Source organism: Streptomyces sp. NPDC088910 (assembly GCF_044749865.1).
Lineage (GTDB): Bacteria > Actinomycetota > Actinomycetes > Streptomycetales > Streptomycetaceae > Actinacidiphila.
The window spans coordinates 55,504-78,115 of the sequence record NZ_JBIVIV010000012.1; the positions used below are offsets into that span (position 1 = coordinate 55,504).

Consider the following 22,612-nt stretch of genomic DNA (forward strand, 5'->3'; position numbering starts at 1 on the left):
CCGGATCCCCGCCGGGAACCGGCCCGGACCCCCGACGAGGACCGGACCCCGCTCAGGAGAGGAAGGAGCTTCCGTGACACCCGCCGACTCCAGTACCGAGGACACCCTCGACCTGAAGCTGCCGCCCGAATTTCTGGCCCTCTTCGCCGCGACGGCGTTCGACGCCGCCGAACCGGACACCGAGTACCCGGCGGGCGCCGCGAGGCCAGGACTCCTCGGCGCGGCCGCCTCCTGGCCGGCCGTCGAGACCCCCGCAGGCTCCTTCCGGCTGGTGCCGGTCCGCGTCGACCGCGACCTGCCGCTGCTCACCCGCTGGATGAACGACCCGGCCGTCGCCGAATTCTGGGAACTGGCCGGTGACGAGCGCGTCACCGAGCGGCACCTGCGCGGCCAGACCGAGGGTGACGGACGCAGCGTGCCCTGCCTCGGCGTGCTGGACGGCACGCCGATGAGCTACTGGGAGATCTACCGCGCCGATCTGGACCCGGTCGCCCGTTTCTATCCGGCCCGGCCGCACGACATCGGCGTCCACCTGCTCATCGGCGGCGTCGCCGACCGGGCACGCGGCCTCGGCGGCACACTGCTGCGCGCCGTGTGCGACATCGTCCTCGACCACCGCCCCGGCTGCCCACGAGTGATCGCGGAACCCGACCTGCGCAACACTCCCTCCGTCGCCGCCTTCCTCACCGCGGGCTTCCGCCTGTCCGCGGAACTCGAACTGCCCGGCAAGCGGGCGGCCCTCATGATCCGCGACCGTTCGCTGCGCCACCGGCTCTGAGCCCGGCCGGCAACGCCTGCGCCCCGACACCGCGTCCTTCGGGCGCTGCCTCGACGGCGGTTCCCCGAACCCTCCTCACCCCTGCCTTCCAGGTCACCAGGTCCCCACCGCAGGAGCTCCACTGTGCTCACCCCCTCCGTGTCCGACTCCGCCGCCTGGCAGCACGCGGCCAGGCGCCTGCTGGCCAAGATGCTCGCCGAGTTCGCGTACGAGGAGGTGATCGTCCCCGAACCGGAGCCCGCCGAGGGCCCGACCGCGTACCGGCTACGGCTCAGCCCGGACGTGACCTACCGCTTCCGTGCCCGGCGCGGCGCGTACGGCAGTTGGTACGTGGACGCGGACAGCGTCACGCCGACCGGTGACCCGCTGCACTTCCTGCTGCACGGCCACGAGAGCGTGCTCGGCCTGAGCGGCGACACCACAGGGCACCTGATCCAGGAACTCCTCGCGACGCTCCGCGCCGACGTGCGGCTCGACAGCACCGCGCTGACGGCGGCCGAGCTCGCCGACCTGGACTACGCCGACCTCGAAGGCCACCAGACCGGCCACCCCTGGCTGGTCGCCAACAAGGGACGTATCGGCTTCTCCGCCGCCGACGCCGCCCGCTGGGCACCCGAGGCGCGCAAGCCGGAGCGCCTGCCCTGGATCGCCGTACACCGCGACCTCGCCCAATACCGCGGTATCCCCACGCTCGCCACCCCCGATCTCCTCTACGCCGAAGAACTCACCCCCGGCACCCTCGACACCTTCCGGCACACCATCGCCGACCGGAACCGCGACCCCGCCGACTACCTGCTGCTGCCCGTCCACCCCTGGCAGTGGGACCAGGTGATCGCGCCGCTCTTCGCTCCCGCGATCAGCGACGGATCCATCCTCCACCTCACCACTGACAACGACCTGCGGCTGCCCCAGCAGTCGATCCGCACCTTCCTCAACACCAGCCGCCCGCACCGGCGCACCGTCAAGCTCCCGCTGTCCGTCCTCAACACCCTGGTCTGGCGCGGCCTGCCGACCGAACGCACGCTGGCCGCCCCGGCCGTCACCGCCTGGGTGCGGGGACTGCGGGACGCCGACCCCTTCCTGCGGGACGAGACGCGGGTGATCCTGCTCGGTGAGGTCGCCTCCGTCACCGTCGAACACCCGCAGTACGACCGGCTGCCCACCGTCCCGTACCAGTACCGCGAACTGCTCGGCTGCATCTGGCGCGAGCCGCTGGCCGCCCATCTGGAACCGGGAGAGCACGCCCGTACCCTCGCCGCGCTGCTGCACACCGACCCGAACGGGCGATCTTTCACCGCCGAACTCGTCGACCGGTCCGGTCTCGCGCCCCGCGTATGGCTGCGCCACCTCTTCGCGGCGCTGCTGCCGCCCCTCCTGCGTTTTCTCTACCAATACGGCACGGTTTTCTCCCCGCACGGCGAGAACACCATCGTGGTCTACGACGAGCACGACATCCCGGTACGCCTCGCGGTGAAGGACTTCGTCGACGACATCAACGTTTCCGCGGACCCACTTCCCGAACACGACGGCATGCCGGACGACGTACGCCAGGTGCTGCTCACCGAACGGCCCGAATTCCTCACCCAGTTCATCCACGCGGGCCTCTTCATCGGGGTCCTGCGCTATCTCGCGCCCCTGTGCGAGGCACAACTGGACGTGCCCGAAGCCGAATTCTGGACCCTGGTGCGGGACGAGATCATCCGCCACCAGGAGCGCTTTCCCGAACTCAAGGAACGTTTCGCCGCCTTCGACCTCCTTACGCCCCGCATCGACCGACTCTGCCTCAACCGCAATCGGCTGCACCTCGACGGCTACCGCGACCGGGCACAGCGCCCGCACGCCGCCGTGCACGGCACGGTCGCCAACCCCCTCCACCTTCCCCGTCCCTGAGGCGCGCCGCGACCGAGCCGATACGATCCGAGCACGGGGACCCGGTACGGAATCCCGTACGGAACGCGTACGGGAATCACCGCGGAAAGGTGGGGGCGGCCATGCGGGAGGCAGCGGGCGCCGAACCCTGCCCGGAGTGCGCTACGGCCGTGCGGCCGGGACAACTGCTCTGCCAGGGCTGCTTCGTGCCCTTCTCGCTGATGGCCGCGGCCCGCGCCGCGCAGACCCCGCCGCAGGGAGCCGCCCCCGAGGCATCCCCGGAACCGACCGCGCTGCTGCCGAGCGCCCACGGCGCCGACTCCGAACACACCCGAGTGATCAACGTGATCCCCGGAGCGCTGCCCCGACCCCTGGAGACGCGCAGGGACGCACCGCCGCGGGCGCTGCGACTGCGGTTCCCCAGCGGCGAGATCGTCGCGGTGGAGCCGGCCAACTCGATCCGGCTCGGCCGCGACCCGAAGCACTGCCCCGCCGTGCCCTTCCTCTCCGCGCACGACAATCTGTCCCGTATCCACGCCATGGTCGGCGTCGAGCCCGACGGCTCCGCCTGGATCTCCGACGAGAGCTCCACGAACGGCACCTTCGTCCACGGCTACCGGCTCGCGCCCGGCGAGCGGGCGCCCGTACGCCCCGGCGACACCCTCCGGCTCGCCGCCGACGTCACCGTCCGCGTACTGCTCTGACCTCCGCGTAGGCGGCGATGCAACGGGCCAGCGGGTGCTCGGGGCCCAGCGTCTGCGCGGCGTCGGCCGACAGCTCCTCGAAGCGGCGGACGACGGCGGCCGTGCCGTTCAGACCCTCCAGGGCCCGCGCCCGGCCGAAAAGCGCCGCAAATGGTGCGGCCTCGTTTTCCGCACCCTGGCGCGCGATGTGCTGGAGCGCCTGCCAGTAGCGCTCGTCCGCGTCGGTGAACCGGTCCGCGGCGAGCAGCCCCTCGGCGTCCTCTAGCAGCGCCCACAGCACATGGCCGGCGCTCTGGTCCAGCACCGTGGGACTGCGCCGTACGGGAGCGGGCCGCATCAGCGCGCGCAGCCGCTCGGCCACCTCCCCGGCGTCGGCGGGCCGGTCGTCCGGCTTCTTGGCGAGCATCCGGTGCACCAGGCGCGCGAGTCCGGCGGGCACCTCGGGGCGCCGCCGCTCGATGGGCTCCGGCACCTCGTGGACGTGCATGTACGCGTATCCCACGGACGTCCCGGCCGAGAAGGGCGGCCCCTCGGCGAGCATCGCGTACAGGACGCAGCCGAGCGAATAGAGGTCGGACCGCGCGGTCACCTCGGCGCCGCGCGCCTGCTCGGGCGAGAAGTACGGCGGTGAGCCCATGACCGCCCGCGGATCGGTGTACCGCGTGGCGCTGTCGTCGCGGTGCGCCACCAGGCCGAAGTCGCAGATCTTGACGACGCCGTCCGGGAGAAGCATCAGATTCTCCGGCTTGATGTCCCGGTGGACGAGACCGCGCTCATGCGCGTGCCGCAGCCCGGCGCTGATCTGCATGCCATAGGCGATGACATCGGCCACCGGCAGTCCGCCGCGGTCCAGCAGCACTTGGCGGAAGTCCGCGCCGCGCAGCAATTCCATGACGATGAACGGCCTGCCCCGGTGCTCGCCCGCGTCGTGGACGGTGGCCACATTGGGATGGCTCAGCGCGGCGGCGGCCATCGCCTCCCTGCGGAACCGGCCCTGGCGCTCGTCACGCTCGCCGTCGCCCCAATCGGCGCGCAGCGTCAGCACCTTCACCGCGACACGCCGCCCCAGACTCCGGTCGAGAGCCGCGTAGACCTGCCCGTACCCGCCGCCGCCCAGCGACTCCTCCAGGAGGTACCGGTCGCTGAGGACCGTACCGATCCCGATCTCCCCCGACACGTCGTCCTCGTCCCCGCTCGTTCGCCGTCGCGGCCCGGTTCACCCGGGCTCCTGCCCCGGCGGCCACGGTACGGCCATCATGGTGGGACCCGCCGCGTCCGCGCTCACCCGCGGTCCGACGGTACCGTCCGCCGGGTCCTCCTCGAAGACGAACTGACGGCCGCTGGGCAGCAGTTCCAGCCGTTCGTGCAGGACGACGGAATCCCCCTGGCGCAGATGCCACAGCGCGCCGTGCGGCAGCGGCACCAACTCGTCACCAGTGGGGCGGCGGCACCGCACCCAGGTGCCGTTCGCACTGCGCTCGTCCACCACGCTCAGCCCTGTGCCGTCGTAACTGACCATCACATGAGTACGGCTCACCGACTCGACCTCGGTGTCGTCGATCCAGGCGCCGAGGACGACACCGCCGTCGGCGGGCGCCCGGCCGACCGCGAGCGGCTCGCCCGCCGTCACCATGAAGCGGCCCCGCACCGTCCCGTCCATGACCACCTTCACCTGCGCGCGGGACGGACGGGGACCCGCGTCCGCCAGGGGCAGCCCGTGCGTCGGGCAGAGAACCTGGGATTTCCGGCGGCGGGGGAGCGCGGTGCTCGGCCGGTCGGCGGCGCCGAACAGCGGGCAGTCGGCCTCGGGACAACGCCAGTCACGGCCGAGGACCGCCCGGTGCGCCGACCGGTCCCAGCGCCGGTACACGCCCGCCTCCAGGAGCAGCCCTTCCTCCTCCTTGCGGGAGACCTGCCACTCGGGAGGCACCGGCATGATCCGCGGCCGTACGCCGATCACGCCGTCCGGCTGAAGGAAGGGCCGCAGAAAACGGTCCCGGTTGCCGGGAATCCACGGATAGGCGCGGTGGAAGTCCAGGAAATTGTCCGCGCTGACCACCCGCAGCTCCAGCGCGTCGGCCAGCTCCAGGATGCGGTCGTCCGCCCTCGGCAGGACCTCCAGCAGCCCTTCGAGATACCAGCGGTCCAGGCGCTGCCGCTCCTCGGGCGTCAGACGGCCGTCGGTCAGCAGGGAGCGGTCGGTGATCGCGTACACCTGCACGGCGGGATCGCGGGTGAATTCCGCCAGCGCGTCCAGCAGACCCGACAACCGGGCCAGATCCGCCGCCCGTTCCCCGCCGAGCGCCGGTTCACGCACCACATTCGCGACGTCGATCACATATTCCGCGGCGGAGGCATCCAGAGTCAGGCGGCGCTCGAACGGCATGTGTCCAGAAGCTATCACCGCCCGACTTGAACGGTCCGCCGAACGATCCGCGGCACCCGGCGCGGACGGCGATGTCAGTGCGGCCCTCTAGGCTTGCCTCCCTATGACTGCCACGCCCCCACCCGCGCTCACCGACCTGCTGCACGCCGCCGTCACCGCCGTCGGAGGTGTCGAGCGGGCCGGTCAGGTCACCATGGCCCAAGCCGTCGAGGCCGCCGTGGACGACCAGTCCCATCTGCTCGTCCAGGCCGGTACCGGCACCGGAAAATCGCTCGGCTATCTGGTGCCCGCGCTCGCCCACGGCGAGCGCGTGGTGGTGGCCACCGCCACCCTCGCGCTCCAGCGCCAGCTCGTCGAGCGCGACCTGCCGCGCACCGTCGACGCGCTGAAGCCGCTGCTGCGCCGTGAGCCGCAGTACGCGATGCTCAAGGGCCGATCCAACTACCTGTGCCTGCACCGCCTGCACGAGGGCGTGCCGCAGGACGAGGAGGACGGTCTCTTCGACCCCTTCGAGGCCGCCGCGCCGACCAGCAAGCTCGGCCAGGACCTGCTGCGGCTGCGCGACTGGGCCGACGAGACCGAGACCGGCGACCGGGACGGCCTCACCCCCGGCGTCTCCGACCGCGCCTGGAGCCAGGTGTCGGTCACCTCGCGCGAGTGTCTGGGCGCCACCAAGTGCGCCTACGGCGCCGAGTGCTTCGCCGAGGCCGCCCGTGAGCGCGCCAAACTGGCCGACGTGGTGGTCACCAACCACGCGCTGCTGGCGATCGACGCCATCGAGGGCGCCCCGGTGCTGCCGGGCCACGAGGTCCTGATCATCGACGAGGCGCACGAACTGGTCTCCCGCGTCACCGGCGTCGCCACCGGCGAGCTGTCCCCGGGCGCCGTCAACCGCGCGGTCAAGCGCGCGTCCCGGCTGGTCAACGAGAAGGCCGCGGACGCCCTGCTCACCGCCGCCGAGGGCTTCGAGCGCGTGATGGAGCTGGCCCTGCCGGGACGCCTGGAGGAGATCCCCGAGGATCTGGGGTACGTCCTCGCGGCGCTGCGCGACGCCTGCCGCCAGGTCATCACCGCCATCGGCGACACCCGCGACAAGTCCGTGCAGGACGAGGACGCGGTCCGCAAGCAGGCACTCGCCGCGGTGGAGCACATCCACGGGGTCAGCGAGCGGCTGGTGCTCGGCTCCGAATTCGACGTGGTGTGGTGCGAGCGGCACGACCGGTACGGGGCCTCGCTGCGGGTCGCCCCCCTGAGCGTGTCCGGATTGCTGCGCGAGAAGCTCTTCACCGAGCGCTCGGTGGTGCTCACCTCCGCCACCCTCAAGCTGGGCGGCGACTTCAACGGGGTGGCCGCCTCGCTCGGCCTGGCCCCCGAGGGCACCGAGGGCGAGGACGTCCCGCAGTGGAAGGGCATCGACGTCGGCTCGCCCTTCGACTACCGCAAGCAGGGCATCCTCTACGTCGCCAGGCACCTCAACCAGCCGGGCAGGGACAGCAACCGCGAGGACATGCTCGACGAACTCGCCGAGCTGATCGAGGCGGCCGGCGGCCGTACCCTCGGGCTGTTCTCGTCCATGCGCGGCGCCCAGGCCGCCGCGGAGGCCATGCGGGGCCGCCTGGACCACCCGGTGCTGCTCCAGGGCGAGGAGACGCTCGGTGAGCTGATCCGTACGTTCTCGCAGGACGCCAAGACGTGTCTGTTCGGGACGCTCTCGCTGTGGCAGGGCGTCGATGTGCCGGGTGTGAACTGCCAGTTGGTGGTGATGGACCGGATCCCGTTCCCGCGGCCCGACGACCCGCTCATGAGCGCCCGGCAGAAGTCGGTCGAGGAGCACGGCGGCAACGGCTTCATGGCCGTGGCCGCCACCCACGCGGCCCTGCTGATGGCACAGGGCGCGGGACGGCTGATCCGGGCTATGGGCGACCGCGGCGTGGTCGCCGTCCTCGATCCACGGCTGGCCAACGCCCGCTACGGCAGCTTCCTGCGGTCCTCGATGCCCGACCTCTGGTACACGACCGACCGCAATCAGGTCCGGCGTTCTCTGGCGGCGATCGATGCGGCGGCGACGGCGGCGGTCGTCGGCTGACAGGACGGGGACAGGGCAGGGACAGGACGGGGAAAGGGCGGGGACAGGGCGGGGACAGGGCCGACCGGAGCGGGGCTTCAGGCTGGCGGCTGACAGGGGAGTCGTACGGCTCAGTCGACGCGAGGACGGCCACTCAGCGGGCATGGCGGGGCCCCGGAACCGGCGCAGAGGTCCCGGGGCCCGTTCGTTGGGGTCGGTCAGACCCGGCGGAGCACCGCCACCACCTTGCCGAGGATCGTCGCCTCGTCGCCGGGGATGGGCTGGTACGCCGCGTTGTGCGGAAGCAGCCACACATGGCCGTTGTCCCGCTTGAAGCGCTTCACCGTGGCTTCGCCGTCCAGCATCGCGGCGACGATGTCCCCGTTCTCCGCGACGGGCTGACGGCGTACCGTCACCCAGTCGCCGTCACAGATCGCCGCCTCGATCATCGAGTCGCCGACCACCTTGAGCACGAACAGCTCGCCGTCGCCGACCAGTTGGCGGGGGAGCGGGAAGACGTCCTCGACCGACTCCTCGGCGAGGATCGGGCCGCCCGCCGCGATCCGGCCGACGAGCGGCACATACGAGGCGGAGGGCTTGCCCGCCGTGTCGGTGGGCTGCGGGTGGCCGCCGTCGGAGCCGCGGACCTCGTACGCGCGGGGACGGTGCGGGTCGCGGCGCAGGAAGCCCTTGCGCTCCAGGGCCATGAGCTGGTGGGCCACCGAGGACGTGCTGGACAGGCCGACGGCCTGGCCGATCTCGCGCATGGACGGCGGATATCCGCGACGCTGCACGGAGTCCCTGATGACCTCGATGACGCGGCGCTGCCGCTCGGTGAGCCCGGAGCTGTCGGCACGAATACCGGGGGGCCGCCCGGGGAGCGATCGTGCGGGCTTCGGGCTGTTGTCTTCGCCTGTCACGTCCAACGGGCCGATCCGATCCTGGGAGCGGTCATGGGCGGTCAATGTGGCGCTGTCTGCGGTGGTGGTCACGGCGGCCCCTTTTCGATGTTCTCCCACCGCATGGACTGCGGCCGGCCCGCTTCGCAGTCGCGGGCAGTTAGTACAACGGTAGTGGGTTTCGAAAGGTTGCGCCAAACACACGTTCGAGTGAATCTGCGTAAATCCGCTGACGTGATCAAGGTATCGGGTGTATTGGTCGAATGGAAGTTCGATTATCCACGGCCTGCCGAGTGTCCCGGGGGCTCCGTGCGGCTCAGTCTGCCACCCGTGCCCCGGCGGCGGGCCGTCACGACACTTCCCCTAGGCTCACCTCCGGCCGCAGGCGCGACACGCGGAGCGACGGTGTTTGCCCGCCGCCCCCAGATCTAGTGGTTGTATATGCACCAGCCACCACCCGTAGTGGTTTCGCGGGGGGCTGGCGGCCGCAAACTCCGCGGGATCGCCTATGCTTGGGACTGCTTCGAGGGGCCGGCAAGGCTCCCCGAAGGCCATTTTGTCGTGCGCTCACCGCGGGTGAGGAAGGGAGCCGGGAACCATGCACTGCCCCTTCTGCAAGCACCCCGACAGCCGCGTCGTCGACAGCCGCACCACCGATGACGGCACCTCGATCCGCCGCCGTCGGCAGTGCCCGGACTGCGGTCGCCGTTTCACCACGGTCGAGACCGCGTCACTGATGGTCATCAAGCGCAGCGGAGTGACCGAGCCCTTCAGCCGCAGCAAGGTGATCGCGGGCGTGCGCAAGGCATGCCAGGGCCGCCCCGTCACCGAGGACGCCCTCGCCCAGCTCGGGCAGCGCGTCGAGGAGGCGGTCAGGGCCACCGGCAGCGCCGAGCTGTCGACCCACGACGTGGGACTGGCCATACTCGGTCCGCTTCAGGACCTCGACCTGGTCGCGTATCTGCGCTTCGCCTCGGTCTACCGGGCGTTCGACTCGCTCGAGGACTTCGAGACGGCCATCACGGAGCTGCGCGAGCAGCTGCCACCCACCACTCCCGGCGGGCTCGACGAGGACCTCGGAGTCCCCGCGCCCGCAGTCGCCGCCGACTGAGCGGAACGGCGGGGACCCACAGATTTGCCGGAGCGCCAGGTGCGCCGAGGCGGCAGACATCACCGTGTTGCGGGAAGATCCGCGCACATTAGGGCGTTTTCGCCCGTATAGGGAGGCGGAATGACAGAGACGACGAGCGGCCCGGCACGCGGTTCCCGTACCAAGGGATCCAAGGCGAGCAAGGGTCTGCGCATCGAGCGCATCCACACCACCCCCGGCGTGCATCCGTACGACGAAGTGGTCTGGGAGCACCGTGACGTCGTCATGACCAATTGGCGCGACGGCTCGATCAACTTCGAGCAGCGTGGCGTCGAGTTCCCCGACTCCTGGTCGGTGAACGCGGTCAACATCGTCACCAGCAAGTACTTCCGTGGCGCGGTGGGCAGCCCCAAGCGCGAGAAGAGCCTGAAGCAGCTCATCGACCGAGTGGTGCTCACCTACCGCAAGGCGGGCGAGGACCACGGATACTTCGCCTCCCCCGCGGACGCCGAGATCTTCGAGCACGAGCTGACCTACGCGCTGCTGCACCAGGTGTTCAGCTTCAACTCCCCGGTGTGGTTCAACGTCGGCACCGCTCAGCCCCAGCAGGTCTCCGCCTGCTTCATCCTGTCCGTCGACGACTCCATGGAGTCGATCCTCGACTGGTACAAGGAAGAGGGCATGATCTTCAAGGGCGGCTCCGGCGCCGGCCTGAACCTCTCCCGGATCCGCTCCTCCAAGGAACTGCTCTCCTCCGGCGGCAACGCCTCGGGACCGGTCTCCTTCATGCGCGGCGCGGACGCCTCCGCGGGCACCATCAAGTCGGGCGGCGCCACCCGCCGCGCCGCCAAGATGGTCGTCCTGGACGTCGATCACCCCGACGTCGAGGCGTTCATCGAGACCAAGGTCAAGGAAGAAGAGAAGATCCGCGCCCTGCGCGACGCGGGCTTCGACATGGACCTGGGCGGCGACGACATCACGTCGGTGCAGTACCAGAACGCCAACAACTCCGTCCGTGTGAACGACGAGTTCATGAAGGCGTACGAGTCCGGCTCGAAGTTCGGGCTGCGCGCCCGGATGACCGGTGAGGTCATCGAGGAGGTCGACGCCAAGGCGCTCTTCCGCAAGCTCGCCGAGGCCGCGTGGGCCTGCGCCGACCCGGGCATCCAGTACGACGACACGATCAACCGCTGGCACACCTCGCCGGAGACGGGCCGGATCACCGCCTCGAACCCGTGCAGCGAGTACATGCACCTCGACAACTCGAGCTGCAACCTCGCCTCGCTCAACCTCATGAAGTTCCTGCGCGACGACGGCAAGGGCAACCAGTCCTTCGACGCCGAGAGCTTCGCCAAGGTCGTCGAGCTGGTCATCACCGCGATGGACATCTCCATCTGCTTCGCCGACTTCCCGACCCAGAAGATCGGCGAGACCACCCGAGCCTTCCGCCAGCTCGGCATCGGCTACGCCAACCTCGGCGCGCTGCTGATGGCGACCGGCCACGCGTACGACTCCGACGGCGGTCGCGGCCTCGCCGGCGCCATCACCTCGCTGATGACCGGCACTTCCTACAAGCGCTCCGCCGAACTGGCCTCGGTCGTCGGCGCGTACGAGGGCTACGCCCGCAACGCGGACGCCCACAAGCGCGTCATGAAGCAGCACTCCGACGCCAATGGCGCCGCCACCCGCGTGGACGACCTGGACACCCCCGTCTGGGCAGCGGCCACCGAGGCCTGGCAGGACGTCGTCCGGCTGGGCGAGAAGAACGGTTTCCGTAACGCGCAGGCGTCGGTGCTCGCGCCGACCGGCACCATCGGCCTCATGATGGACTGCGACACCACGGGCGTCGAGCCGGACCTGGCCCTGGTCAAGTTCAAGAAGCTCGTCGGCGGCGGCTCGATGCAGATCGTCAACAACACGGTGCCCGCGGCCCTCAAGCGGCTCGGATACCAGGCCGAGCAGGTCGAGGCGATCGTCGCCCACATCGCCGAGCAGGGCAATGTGATCGACGCCCCGGGTCTGAAGCCCGAGCACTACTCGGTCTTCGACTGCGCCATGGGTGAGCGCGCGATCTCCGCCATGGGTCACGTACGGATGATGGCCGCCGCCCAGCCGTTCCTGTCGGGCGCGATCTCCAAGACGGTCAACCTGCCGGAGACGGCGACCGTCGAAGAGGTCGAGGAGGTCTACTTCGAGGGCTGGAAGCTCGGCCTGAAGGCGCTCGCGATCTACCGCGACAACTGCAAGGTCGGCCAGCCCCTCTCGGCCAAGAAGAAGGACGAGAAGCCGGCCGAGGCCGCCGCCGAGGCGTCCGCCGCAGTCGAGAAGGTCGTCGAGTACCGTCCGGTCCGCAAGCGCCTGCCCAAGGGCCGTCCCGGCATCACCACGTCCTTCACGGTCGGCGGCGCCGAGGGCTACATGACGGCGAACTCCTACCCGGACGACGGCCTCGGCGAGGTCTTCCTCAAGATGTCCAAGCAGGGCTCCACCCTCGCGGGCATGATGGACGCCTTCTCCATCGCCGTCTCGGTGGGCATGCAGTACGGCGTCCCGCTGGAGACCTACGTCTCGAAGTTCACCAACATGCGCTTCGAGCCCGCCGGTCTCACCGACGACCCGGACGTACGGATGGCGCAGTCGATCGTCGACTACATCTTCCGTCGCCTGGCGCTGGACTTCCTGCCCTTCGAGACCCGCTCCGCGCTGGGCATCCACTCCGCGCCCGAGCGGCAGCGCCACCTGGACACCGGCTCCTACGAGGCCGCCGAGGAAGAGGTCGACGTCGAGGGCCTGGCGCAGTCCGCGCCGCGCGAGGTCCGCGAGGCAGAACCCCGTAAGCCGCTGGCCGTGGCCAAGCCCGAAGCGGGCGCGGCGGCGGTACCGGCTCCCAAGGAAGCGCACAACTCCACGGAACTGCTGGAGATCCAGCTCGGCCTCAACGCCGACGCGCCGCTGTGCTTCTCCTGCGGCACCAAGATGCGCCGCGCGGGGAGCTGCTACCTGTGCGAGGGCTGCGGATCGACGAGCGGTTGTAGCTGACATCCGGGCGCGGCCCGTTTGTTGAACTGACTGGTCAGGGCGGTGGGGCCCGGGGGGCCCCCGGGCCCCACCGCCCTTTTCCGGCCCTTCCGGTCCCTCACGCGATTGCCTCCCCCGCACAGGGACGATCTCCGGCGTCAACGCCACTACGATGGCGCGGTGTTGGTGAAGTGGATGCGCTGCGGGGTTGTGGATCAGGCGGGGTTCGACCGGGGGCAGCGCAGGTGGGCGGCGCTCAAGGACCAGCCCGGCTTCCGAGGGCAGGGCGGCGGCTGGAGCCGTGCCCAGCCCGGAATGGCGCATCTCTTCGCCTTCTGGGACAGCCGGCGGTCCTACGACGCCTTCATGGCCGGGCCGCACGACGGGATCGCCGCGTCGCAGGGCGACACCTACGAGATGCTCGCGGTGAATCTCTTCGAGCACCGGCTGGACGTCAAGGTCGGCTTCGAACCGACCTTCGCCGACGTCGATGTCCTGCGCGTCGCCCTGTGCAAAGTGCGGCCGGACCGTGTCGACCACTTCACATCGATGCAGCAACGGGTGTGGAATCCCGCCATGGCGGGTTCTCCCGGCATGCTGCGCGGCGTCTTCGGCCAGGGTCCGGGAAACGACTTCCTGGTGCTGTCCATGTGGAATTCGGCGACGGAGCGCGGTAAATACCGCGAAGGAGCGGTGACGCGGCTGTCGGAGCGCGCCGAACTCGACACCGATGTGGTGTCCGTGGCGGGTGACGTGGTGGATGTGGTGCAGGGGTGGACGGTCTGAGAGCGGATGGCTCGGGTGACACGGGTGGTGCCGACCGCGCGCCGGATATAGGCGGCGCTGTCACGGGTGGGGTGGAAGCCACCGCTGTGACAGCAGTGGCGGCCGACGATACGCAAGCCCCTTCCCCGCACCAGGTGCGGCTTTTCGGGGCCGCTTATCGGATGCTCGGATCGGCGTGCGCGGCGGACGAGGCCGTACGGCACGCGCTCACCCGTACGGCCGACACCGGCGCGGGCGACGCGCTGCCCGAGCTGGTCCGCGAGGTCTTCGGCGCGATACGGGCCGTGCCCGAGCAGGCGGCGCGGCACCGGCGTGAAGCGCACGCGGGCTCCTGGCTGCCGGAACCGGTGCTCACCGAGGGCGGCGCGATGGGCGCCCTGGGCGCTCTCGAGACGGTCGAGAGCCGGGAATCGGTGTCCATGGCGCGGCTGGTCGCGCTGGAACGCCTGTCGTCGGCCGAGCGGGCCGCGTACGTCCTGCGGGAGACCTTCGGCTACGGGTCGGCGGAAACCGCCGTCGTCCTCGGACTGCCCGAAGTGCAGTGCCGCGCCCTGCGGCGCCGGGCACGGCAACGGGTGCGGGAGTCCGCCACTGGCGTTGACCTGCCCTGGCCGCAGCGGCGGCAGCTGGCCGAGGACCTGATGCGGGCCGCCTCGCACGCGGACCAGCAGGCGCTGGCGGAACTGCTCGCCGACGACGTGGTGGCCTGGTCGGACGGCGGCGGGGTCCCCGGGACGGCCCGGCGTCCCGCCCTGGGAGCTGCCAAAGTGGCCCGTTACCTGGCCGGACTGATCAGCCAGGCACCGGCGGGAACGCGCGGCCGGATCGTCGAGATCAACGGCGACGCGGCGGTGCTGGCGACGACCGGGGATGTCGTGGTGGCCGTCGTGGCGCCGGAGTTCGGGCCGCAGGGGCTGGTCGGCATCCGCACGGTGGCCGATCCGGGACGACTGGTGTTCCTCAACCGACAGTGGGCGCGGCGGGGGTTGCGGCGCTGACCGGTGCCTGCTCTTTCGCCTGCGCGCTCACCTGCTCTTTCGCTTGCGCGCTCACCTGCTCGTTCGCCGATGAGGCCGCGCCTGTGCTCGCGTCTACGCTTGTGGTCGCGCGTGCCCCGGCGGGTCCGTCCGCCCTCAGCAGCTTTGCCAGGGCGGTGGTGATCTGTTCCCCCAGGCTCGCGTCCACCGGCGCGTGGTGGCTGATCAGCCGGTACCACATGGCGCCGAAGGCGAAGTCGACCGCGAGGTCCAGCGTCCGGTCCTCCCCGGCCAGTTCACCGCGCTCCACCCCGCGGGCCAGGAGCGCGCGGAGCGCCTGCCGCCGGGGCCCGATCACCGTGGACTGGAGCCGCTGTGAGAGGTCCGGGTCGTGCTGGGCGTCGGCCATCAGTCCGACCAAGGCCTTGCCGGTGAGTTTGCGGGTGAGCACGAAGGTGGCGTCGAGCAGCGTACGGACGTCGCGCAGCGTGTCGCCGCTGTCGGGGTCCAGGTGCTCCGCCTTGCGCAGACCCAGGTCGCGCAGGGCGTCGAGCAGGACGTCCTGCTTGGCGGGCCACCAGCGGTACACGGTCTGGCGGCCGACCCCCGCGTTCTCCGCGATGCCCTTCATGGTCAGGGCCTGATAACCGCCGTCCTGGCAGAGCCGCAGGGCCGCGTCGAGCACGGCGCGGCGGGCGGTCTCACTGCGGGGTCTGCCCCGCGCGGGTGTCTCGTCCACGAATCCACTTTACAAGGCATGGTGTCTCGCATACTCTTAACGAGTCGGCATGTCTCGTAAATGGAGCTCGCAATGAACGAACGCGTTGTCGGCGGCCGGGGGGAGCGCCCCGAGGGCAAGGTCGAAACCGACTCCCGGCGGACGATCCTGATCACCGGTTCCACCGACGGCCTGGGTCGCTGGCTCGCCATACGCCTCGCGACCGACGGAGCCCGTGTGCTGATCCATGGCCGCGACGCCCGCCGGGCCGAGGAGGTTCGCGACGCCATACGGGAGGCGACGGGTGAGGACCGCGCGGAGGTGCTGCTCGCCGACGTCTCCGATCTCGGGCAGGTCGACCGGCTCGCCGACGAGGCGCTGGCCCGTGCCGACCGGCTGGACGTGCTGGTCAACAACGCGGGAATCGGGACCGCCTCGCCGGGCGGAGCGCGGGAGGCGGACGAGCACGGCGTGGAGCGGCGGTTCGCGGTGAACTACCTGGCGGGGTACCGGCTCACGCACCGGCTCCTGCCCCTGCTGACGGCGTCGGCGCCGTCCCGCATCGTCAACGTCGCCTCCGCGGGTCAGCAGGCGATCGACTTCGGCGACCCGATGCTGACCAAGGACTACGAGGGCGGGCGGGCGTACACGCAGAGCAAGCTCGCACAGGTCATGTTCACCTTCGACCTGGCCGAGGCGTTGAAAGGCACCCGTGTGACGGTGAACGCGCTGCATCCGGCCACGTACATGGACACCACCATGGTCAGAGAGGGAGGCATAGCGCCGTGGAGCTCGGTGGAGGAGGGCGGGGAGGCGACCTTGCGGCTCATCGAAGGCACCGATGTCGGCACCGGCCGGTACTTCAACGGCACCCGGGAAGCCAGGGCCGACCGGCAGGCGTACGACGGGGACGCCCGACGTCGGCTGCGGGAGCTGTCGGAGGAGCTGACGGCGCGACTGTGAGGCGGATGACCCCCGGATCAGCGCGCCGGAGCGACAGTCGCGCAATAGGCTGATCGTCATGGGACGCCCTCGCCGCATTGTGCTCATCCGGCACGGCGAGTCCCAGGGAAACAGGGACGACACCATTTACGAGCGGGTGCCGGACCACGCCCTGGAACTCACCGCCACCGGCCTTCAACAGGCGAGGGAGGCGGGAGCGGGCTTGCGTGAGCTGTTCGGCGAGGAACGGGTCCAGGCATTCGTCTCTCCGTACCGCCGCACCTGGCACACCTTCCGGGCACTGGGGCTCGACCCCCGGCTGACCCGGGCTAAGGAGGAGCCGCGCCTGCGGGAACAGGACTGGGGAAACTGGCAGGACGTCGAGGACATCCAGCGGCAGCGCAAAGCCCGCGACGCCTACGGCCACTTCTTCTACCGCTTCGCGATGGGGGAGAGCGGCGCGGACGTCTACGACCGGGTCGGGGCCTTCCTGGAGACGCTGTACCGCGCCTTCGACAAGGAGGACTTCCCGCCGAACGTGCTGGTGGTCACCCACGGGCTGACGATGCGGTTGTTCTGCATGCGCTGGTTCCACTGGACGGTGGAGGAGTTCGAGGCGCTGTCCAACCCCGACAACGCCGAGACCCGCACACTCCTGCTCGGCCCCTCCGGCGGCTATACCCTGGACCGTCCGTTCGTGAGGTGGCGGACGCCCGGCCCGCCTGGCGGCGGGGAGTGGTGAAGTCGGCCGGTGACTTTGGGCACACGGAGATTGACCGGGATTGAACACGATGTCAGAGTTTCCGACGCCATGACCCCTCACACCACTGAAACCGACCGCGCCGCGCGCGCCGTGGCCAGCCTCCGCGGACTGGCCGTGGGCGACGCCCTGGGCTCCCAGTTCTTCGTCCCCGCCAACTACCCGGCACTTCAGAACGGCCAACTGCCACCCGGCACATGGGGGTGGACGGACGACACGGAGATGGCCTGCTCGGTGGTCTCCGTGCTGATCAAGCACGGACGCGTCGACCAAGACGCCCTGGCCCACTCCTTCGCCGAGCACCACGACTTCGACCGCGGCTACGGCCCGGCTGTCAACCGGATGCTGCGGCTGATCCGCCAGGAAGGCGGCGACTGGCGGGAACTCGCGGCCGGCCTGTTCAACGGGCAGGGCTCGTGGGGCAATGGCGCCGCGATGCGCGTTGCGCCCCTTGGTGCCTGGTACGCGGGTGACGCCGTCCAGGCCACCCACCAGGCGGAGATCTCCGCCTACACGACGCATCAGCACCGTGAGGCGGTCGTCGGGGCCATGGCGGTCGCCGCCGCGGCGGCCCTCGTCGCCGACCCCACGGGACCCCAGGCCCCGTCCGACCTCCTCGGGGCGGTTCTCGACCTCGTACCGCGCAGCGCGGTGCACGCGGGCATCCGACGGGCCAGGGACATGCTCGACTACGCGGACGTCGCCACGGTGGCCGCCGTGCTGGGCTGCGGGCGGCGCACCAGCGCCCATGACACCGTGCCCTTCGCCCTGTGGGCGGCGGCCCGCCATCTCGACGACTACGAGCAGGCGTTCTGGACCACTGCCAGGGCCGGTGGAGACGTGGACACGACCTGCGCGATCGTCGGCGGCATCGTCGCGTCCCGGCCGGGCGGCCAACCGCCGGTCGACTGGCGGGAGCGGACCGAAGTCCTCCCGGACTGGGCGTTGTCCGACTGACCGACCACCGTGGGACGGCGCGAAGCAGCGGGGTAGGCTTGGTACTGCCATGCCGTACGAACCACCCACCCACAGCGTCGAACGCTCCCTTCGTGCCACCCTCGGGGCGCGGACCGTGGCGGGTGTGGACGAAGTCGGCCGCGGCGCCTGGGCCGGACCCGTCACCGTGTGCGCCGCTGTCACCGGACTGCGTCGCGCGCCCGAGGGGTTGACCGACTCCAAGCTGATCACCCCCAAGCGCCGGGCCCGGCTGGCCGCCGTCCTCGGCGACTGGGTCACCTCCTACGCCCTCGGGCACGCCTCACCCGAGGAGATCGACGACCTCGGGATGACGGCCGCGCTCCGGCTGGCGGCCGTACGCGCGTTGGAGGGACTGCCGGAACGGCCGGACGCGGTGATCCTCGACGGCAAGCACAATTACCTCGGCGGTTCCTGGAAGGTCAGGACCGTGATCAAGGGCGACCAGTCCTGCGTCGCGGTCGCCGCCGCGTCCGTCATCGCCAAAGTGCAGCGGGACACGGCGATGGCCGAACTCGGCGCGGATTACACGCCGTTCGCCTTCGCCGACAACGCCGGATATCCGTCTCCTGTTCACCGTGCGGCCCTGGAGGAGTTGGGGCCCACCGCGCAGCACCGGATGTCGTGGTCGTATCTGGACGCGCTGCCCCGCTGGCAGCACCTCAAGAAGGTCCGTCAGCCGGTCGAGTCAGGGGAACAACTCGGTTTCGATTTCTGATCCACACGCCACCCCCCGCTGCGCATCCGTGCGGCATTTGATAGACATCAACTCATGCCTCTCATCCCCGAGGAGCCTCAGATTCACGAGAGCGTCCCGGGTCCCCGTACAGCTCCGGCCACCGGCCGCAGTGCGTCGACCCCCCGTCCTGTCCCCGGTCCGCCGCGGCCCGCAGCGCCGCGTCCCGCGCCGCCGAGGGAAGCCGCCGCAGGCGTCGGTCCGGGCCGTCACGGCCCCGCCCGTCCCATCGGTACCCCTGGTCCCGCCGCACCCTCCGGCCCGGTGACCCCGGCCGCGACGGCGGTTCCTCCCACCGTGCCGCAGCAGCGCGCCCAAGAGCCCGCCGCCGCCCAGATCCAACTCATCCCCGCGCCGACCGACGGTGCGCTCGACGCCGCCGACGAGACGGTCGACCTGCTGCTTGACACGGGTCGGGCACCCGGCGAGATCCTGGTCTTCACCACCGGTGACCAGCACCCGTGGGCGGCGCACGAACTCACCTTCGGCGAAGCGTCCTACTGGGCGCAGTACGACGCGGCCGACGACGTCTTCTACGCAGACATCTCCGCCGAGCGCACCACCGGGCGACCGGTCGTGGTCGTCGCCGTCAACGGCGGCAGCGACGACACGCTGCCGAGGGCGCTGGCGGGCGCACTGGCCAACGCGGGCGTCCTGCTGATCGTCTGCGGCGACCCGGCCAGGGTCAATTCCCTGCTGGGCGCCAGCGCCTGACCGTCAGCGCGCGGCCGCGCGGCGAAGAGCCTGCGTCGTCCCACCGGGGATGCCGTGCGCCGCGTCGCCCGGCCGCCGCGACCACGAAGCGGCGTTCGGTGTGCGGCCGACGCGATTCTCGCCGATCACATTCCAGCCGTCGGCGGTCAGGGTGACGTACGACCCGGAGCGAAGGCCGTGCAGGGTGCAGGCGTCACGCAGCCCCCACATCCACGCCCCGTCCTCCTCGGTCCAGCCGGGACCACCGTCCCGGCAGACCATCAGGACAGCGGTGCGTACCGGTTTGCGCAGTCGCAGATCGTGCGGGATGACGCGGCGCAGGTGCGAGAGCAGCGCATTGCGCCGCTCCCAGCCGTCGACCACCCCGCTGCGGGCGGTGAAGGAGGCGCTGGCCCGGATCCGGCCGTCCGGGTCGTACACCGCGATCACCGCGGTGGACGGGGACGGCAGGTGCCGGGCGTGCAGGTCCTTGATCACGTCACGCGGATTGGCCAGCAAAGGTACGCCGATGCCTGCCCATTCGGCCGGCTCCAGAGTGCGCGACGCGAGGGAAGTTGCGGCGGAGGACGTCTCCGGAACGAAGCCGATGGTCACGGTCCTCCTTTCATGGATGCACCCGTAGACCGGGCGCGGGCGCACGCCGGTCAGATGGCTCGATGAGCCGATAGGGGATCCGGCATCAATTCTCGCTCCCGTATTGCCCCGCGGCAACGGGCAATTGAAGCCGCCGACCGGTATGGACCTGTCCGCCGCTTAGATCCTGTCCCGTCCGGCGCCTCGCCACGCACATTCACCCCTGAACGGCCAGGACCAGCGGGAAGACAGCCGTCGCACCGGCCCGCCGCAGCAGCCTGGCCAGGACCGCCAGTGTCCAGCCCGTGTCGGAGAGATCGTCGACCAGCAGCACGGGACCGGGATTCGCCTGAAGGGCCGCGGCCAACTCCTGCGGTACGACGAAAGCCCCGTGCAGGGCGCGTACCCGCTGTGCGCTGTTACTGCGCGGTACGCCGCCCGGGTCTCCCTGATCCGCGTACTCGACCCGGCCGAGCAGGGGCATTCTGCCGACCTCGGCGATACGGGTGCTGAGCGATTCCACCAGCACGCCGTGGCGGCGAGAGGCGACACCGACCACGCCGACCGGGCGTGCGGGGGCGTCCGGCGCGCCGCTGGCCCAACCGCCGGGCCCCTTGGCCCAGTCGGCGAGCACCTGGATCACGGCGTCCACCACTTCCGGCGAAACCGGCTGGTCGACGGCTCCTTCGGCGAACAGCGGCCGCAGCCGGTTGCCCCACCCGATGTCGGACAGACGGCCCAACGCCCGCCCGGTGGACGCCTGTTCCGTCGCCGGAATACGACCCTTGAGCGCGACCCCGATCGCCTCGAGACCGGTCGGCCACATCTTGCGTGCTTCCAGCTCGACTCCGGGGCGCCCGAGCGCCGCGCGTGCCGCGTCCAGCGCGGCGTTCGACACCTCCAGCGGGAAGCGCGCGCCCGCGCAGTTGTCGCAGCGTCCGCAGGGCGCGGCCTGCTCGTCGTCCAACTGCCGGCGCAGGAACTCCATCCGGCATCCGGTGGTGGTCGCGTAGTCCCGCATGGCCTGCTGCTCGGTCTCGCGCTGGCGGGCCACCCACGCGTACCGTTCGGTGTCGTACGCCCACGGCCGCCCGGTCGCGGTCCAGCCGCCGCGCACCCGGTGCACCGCGCCGTCGACGTCCAGCACCTTCAGCATGATCTCCAGGCGGGAGCGGCGCAGATCGACGCGTGTTTCCAGCGCGGGGATGGACACCGGGCGGTCGGAGGCCGCGAGCACTTCCAGGGTGCGGCGCACCTGCTCCTCGGGCGGGAAGGCGAGCGACGCGAAATACCGCCAGATCGACTCGTCCTCGCGCCCGGGCAGGAGCAGGACCTCGGCGTGGTCGACGCCGCGTCCGGCGCGGCCCACCTGCTGGTAGTAGGCGATCGGCGACGAGGGCGATCCGACGTGCACGACGAATCCGAGATCGGGCTTGTCGAAGCCCATGCCCAGGGCCGAGGTGGCCACGAGTGCCTTGACACGGTTGGCGAGCAGATCCGCCTCGGCCGCCTGCCGGTCCGCGTTCTCGGTCTTCCCCGAGTAGGAGGCGACGGGGAAGCCGCGCTGCCGCAGGAACGCCGTGATCTCGTCGGCCGCCGCCACGGTGAGGGTGTAGATGATGCCGGAGCCCGGAAGCGTTTCGAGGTGGTCGGCGAGCCAGGCCAGCCGGTGGGCGGCGTCGGGCAGTCGCAGCACGCCGAGCGACAGGCTCTCGCGGTCCAGCGGCCCGCGCAGGATGAGGGCGCCTTCCTGATCGGCCCCGGTGGCGCCGGTACCGAGCTGCTCGGCGACGTCGGCGGTCACGCGGGCGTTGGCGGTGGCCGTGGTCGCCAGCACGGGGACGCCGGGCGGCAGATCGGCGAGCATCGTCCTCAGCCGTCGGTAGTCCGGGCGGAAGTCGTGACCCCAGTCCGAAATGCAGTGCGCCTCGTCGACGACGAGCAGGCCGGTGGTGGCGGCGAGCTTGGGCAGCACCTGATCGCGGAAGTCCGGGTTGTTGAGGCGTTCCGGGCTGACGAGCAGGACATCCACCTCGCCCGCCGCGACCTCCGCCTCGATCTCGCCCCATTCCTCGGTGTTGGACGAGTTGATCGTGCGGGCCCGGATGCCCGCGCGTGCGGCGGCTTCCACCTGGTTGCGCATGAGGGCCAGCAGCGGCGACACGATGACCGTCGGGCCGCTGCCCCGCTCGCGCAGCAGAGCCGTGGCCACGAAGTACACGGCCGACTTCCCCCAGCCGGTGCGCTGGACGACCAGCGTTCTGCGGCCGTGCGCGACCAGCGACTCGACGGCGAGCCACTGGTCCTCGCGGAGCCGTGCGGTGCCCGGCTCGGCGCCGACGAGTCGGCTCAGTACGGTGTCGGCCGCGGAACGCAGCGCGGTGGGGGTCTCGGTCATGCCCCCATGCAACCTGATCGCACCGACATCGCGCCAACCCCGCTCCGTGGCCTGTGGATAACTCCACCGAAAGTTATCCACAGGTTTTTGGGGGGTCTGGTGTGATTCGCGCGATTACGGCATCGTCGATCTCATGACACAGAGCAACGAGATTCAGCACGGAGAGTCATCATCCGAAGCGGCCGACGTCAAAGTCACCTTGCGCGGGCCCGCCGACCTGGCCG

At 70.8% G+C, this 22,612-nt stretch carries 19 protein-coding genes; 13 read left to right on the top strand and 6 right to left on the bottom strand.

Annotation, left to right across the window (positions count from 1 at the left end; genetic code table 11):
- Nucleotides 1-4: 4 nt before the first annotated feature.
- From ACIP4Z_RS25725 to ACIP4Z_RS25735, 3 genes are all read left to right on the top strand, one after another.
- On the top strand, nt 5-778 hold the full coding sequence (locus ACIP4Z_RS25725; protein WP_401312242.1) for a GNAT family N-acetyltransferase: 774 nt from the start codon (nt 5-7) through the stop codon (nt 776-778).
- Between the two features lie 123 nt (nt 779-901).
- A complete protein-coding gene (locus ACIP4Z_RS25730) occupies nt 902-2,668 on the top strand; it encodes an IucA/IucC family protein (RefSeq protein ID WP_401311866.1) in 1,767 nt (588 codons plus the stop codon).
- A gap of 101 nt (nt 2,669-2,769) precedes the next feature.
- A complete protein-coding gene (locus ACIP4Z_RS25735) occupies nt 2,770-3,351 on the top strand; it encodes an FHA domain-containing protein (protein WP_401311869.1) in 582 nt (193 codons plus the stop codon).
- On the opposite strand, the gene ACIP4Z_RS25740 is transcribed toward ACIP4Z_RS25735, so the two are convergent.
- The gene (locus tag ACIP4Z_RS25740; protein ID WP_401311872.1) at nt 3,329-4,528 is read right to left on the bottom strand and encodes a serine/threonine-protein kinase; all 1,200 of its coding nucleotides are present in this window, start codon (nt 4,526-4,528) and stop codon (nt 3,329-3,331) included. The genes ACIP4Z_RS25735 and ACIP4Z_RS25740 overlap by 23 nt on opposite strands.
- Nucleotides 4,529-4,567: 39 nt before the next feature.
- Complete coding sequence (locus ACIP4Z_RS25745; RefSeq protein WP_401311875.1) at nt 4,568-5,737, bottom strand: FHA domain-containing protein; 1,170 nt, start codon at nt 5,735-5,737, stop codon at nt 4,568-4,570.
- A 103-nt stretch (nt 5,738-5,840) separates the two neighbouring features.
- On the opposite strand from ACIP4Z_RS25745, the gene ACIP4Z_RS25750 reads away from it, so the two are divergent.
- Entirely contained in the window at nt 5,841-7,823 is a 1,983-nt protein-coding gene (locus ACIP4Z_RS25750) for an ATP-dependent DNA helicase (RefSeq protein ID WP_355338224.1), read from the top strand.
- 197 nt (nt 7,824-8,020) lie between these two features.
- Here ACIP4Z_RS25750 and lexA read toward each other — a convergent pair whose 3' ends face one another.
- The gene (gene lexA / locus ACIP4Z_RS25755; protein ID WP_355338227.1) at nt 8,021-8,794 is read right to left on the bottom strand and encodes a transcriptional repressor LexA; all 774 of its coding nucleotides are present in this window, start codon (nt 8,792-8,794) and stop codon (nt 8,021-8,023) included.
- A gap of 505 nt (nt 8,795-9,299) precedes the next feature.
- Here lexA and nrdR point away from each other — a divergent pair.
- From nrdR to ACIP4Z_RS25775, 4 genes are all read left to right on the top strand, one after another.
- Nucleotides 9,300-9,812, top strand: a complete 513-nt coding sequence (gene nrdR, locus ACIP4Z_RS25760) for a transcriptional regulator NrdR (RefSeq protein WP_366567504.1) — start codon at nt 9,300-9,302, stop codon at nt 9,810-9,812.
- Between the two features lie 120 nt (nt 9,813-9,932).
- Nucleotides 9,933-12,830 (top strand): vitamin B12-dependent ribonucleotide reductase, encoded by a 2,898-nt coding sequence (locus tag ACIP4Z_RS25765; protein ID WP_401311881.1) that lies wholly within the window; start codon nt 9,933-9,935, stop codon nt 12,828-12,830.
- A gap of 159 nt (nt 12,831-12,989) precedes the next feature.
- Nucleotides 12,990-13,595 carry a DUF4937 domain-containing protein gene (locus ACIP4Z_RS25770; RefSeq protein ID WP_391049019.1) on the top strand — a complete coding sequence of 202 codons (606 nt, stop codon included), beginning with the start codon at nt 12,990-12,992 and terminating at the stop codon, nt 13,593-13,595.
- Between the two features lie 161 nt (nt 13,596-13,756).
- Entirely contained in the window at nt 13,757-14,593 is an 837-nt protein-coding gene (locus ACIP4Z_RS25775) for a sigma factor-like helix-turn-helix DNA-binding protein (RefSeq protein ID WP_401311885.1), read from the top strand.
- On the opposite strand, the gene ACIP4Z_RS25780 is transcribed toward ACIP4Z_RS25775, so the two are convergent.
- Nucleotides 14,556-15,311, bottom strand: coding sequence for a TetR/AcrR family transcriptional regulator (locus ACIP4Z_RS25780; protein ID WP_401311887.1), 756 nt, complete (start codon nt 15,309-15,311; stop codon nt 14,556-14,558). The genes ACIP4Z_RS25775 and ACIP4Z_RS25780 overlap by 38 nt on opposite strands.
- A gap of 72 nt (nt 15,312-15,383) precedes the next feature.
- Between ACIP4Z_RS25780 and ACIP4Z_RS25785 the strand changes: the two genes are divergently transcribed.
- From ACIP4Z_RS25785 to ACIP4Z_RS25805, 5 genes are all read left to right on the top strand, one after another.
- Nucleotides 15,384-16,253 carry an SDR family NAD(P)-dependent oxidoreductase gene (locus ACIP4Z_RS25785; protein ID WP_401311890.1) on the top strand — a complete coding sequence of 290 codons (870 nt, stop codon included), beginning with the start codon at nt 15,384-15,386 and terminating at the stop codon, nt 16,251-16,253.
- A 58-nt stretch (nt 16,254-16,311) separates the two neighbouring features.
- Nucleotides 16,312-16,974: a histidine phosphatase family protein gene (locus ACIP4Z_RS25790; RefSeq protein ID WP_401311893.1), complete on the top strand. Its 663-nt coding sequence runs from the start codon at nt 16,312-16,314 to the stop codon at nt 16,972-16,974.
- Between the two features lie 69 nt (nt 16,975-17,043).
- Nucleotides 17,044-17,949 (top strand): ADP-ribosylglycohydrolase family protein, encoded by a 906-nt coding sequence (locus ACIP4Z_RS25795; protein ID WP_401311896.1) that lies wholly within the window; start codon nt 17,044-17,046, stop codon nt 17,947-17,949.
- 49 nt (nt 17,950-17,998) lie between these two features.
- Nucleotides 17,999-18,685 (top strand): ribonuclease HII, encoded by a 687-nt coding sequence (locus ACIP4Z_RS25800; protein ID WP_355338254.1) that lies wholly within the window; start codon nt 17,999-18,001, stop codon nt 18,683-18,685.
- 54 nt (nt 18,686-18,739) lie between these two features.
- A complete protein-coding gene (locus tag ACIP4Z_RS25805; RefSeq protein ID WP_391163818.1) occupies nt 18,740-19,417 on the top strand; it encodes a hypothetical protein in 678 nt (225 codons plus the stop codon).
- Nucleotides 19,418-19,420: 3 nt separating this feature from the next.
- On the opposite strand, the gene ACIP4Z_RS25810 is transcribed toward ACIP4Z_RS25805, so the two are convergent.
- Together ACIP4Z_RS25810 and ACIP4Z_RS25815 are read right to left on the bottom strand one after the other, a co-directional pair.
- Nucleotides 19,421-20,011, bottom strand: coding sequence for a hypothetical protein (locus ACIP4Z_RS25810; RefSeq protein ID WP_355338259.1), 591 nt, complete (start codon nt 20,009-20,011; stop codon nt 19,421-19,423).
- 196 nt (nt 20,012-20,207) lie between these two features.
- Complete coding sequence (locus tag ACIP4Z_RS25815; RefSeq protein WP_401311901.1) at nt 20,208-22,388, bottom strand: DEAD/DEAH box helicase; 2,181 nt, start codon at nt 22,386-22,388, stop codon at nt 20,208-20,210.
- Nucleotides 22,389-22,612 lie beyond the last annotated feature (224 nt).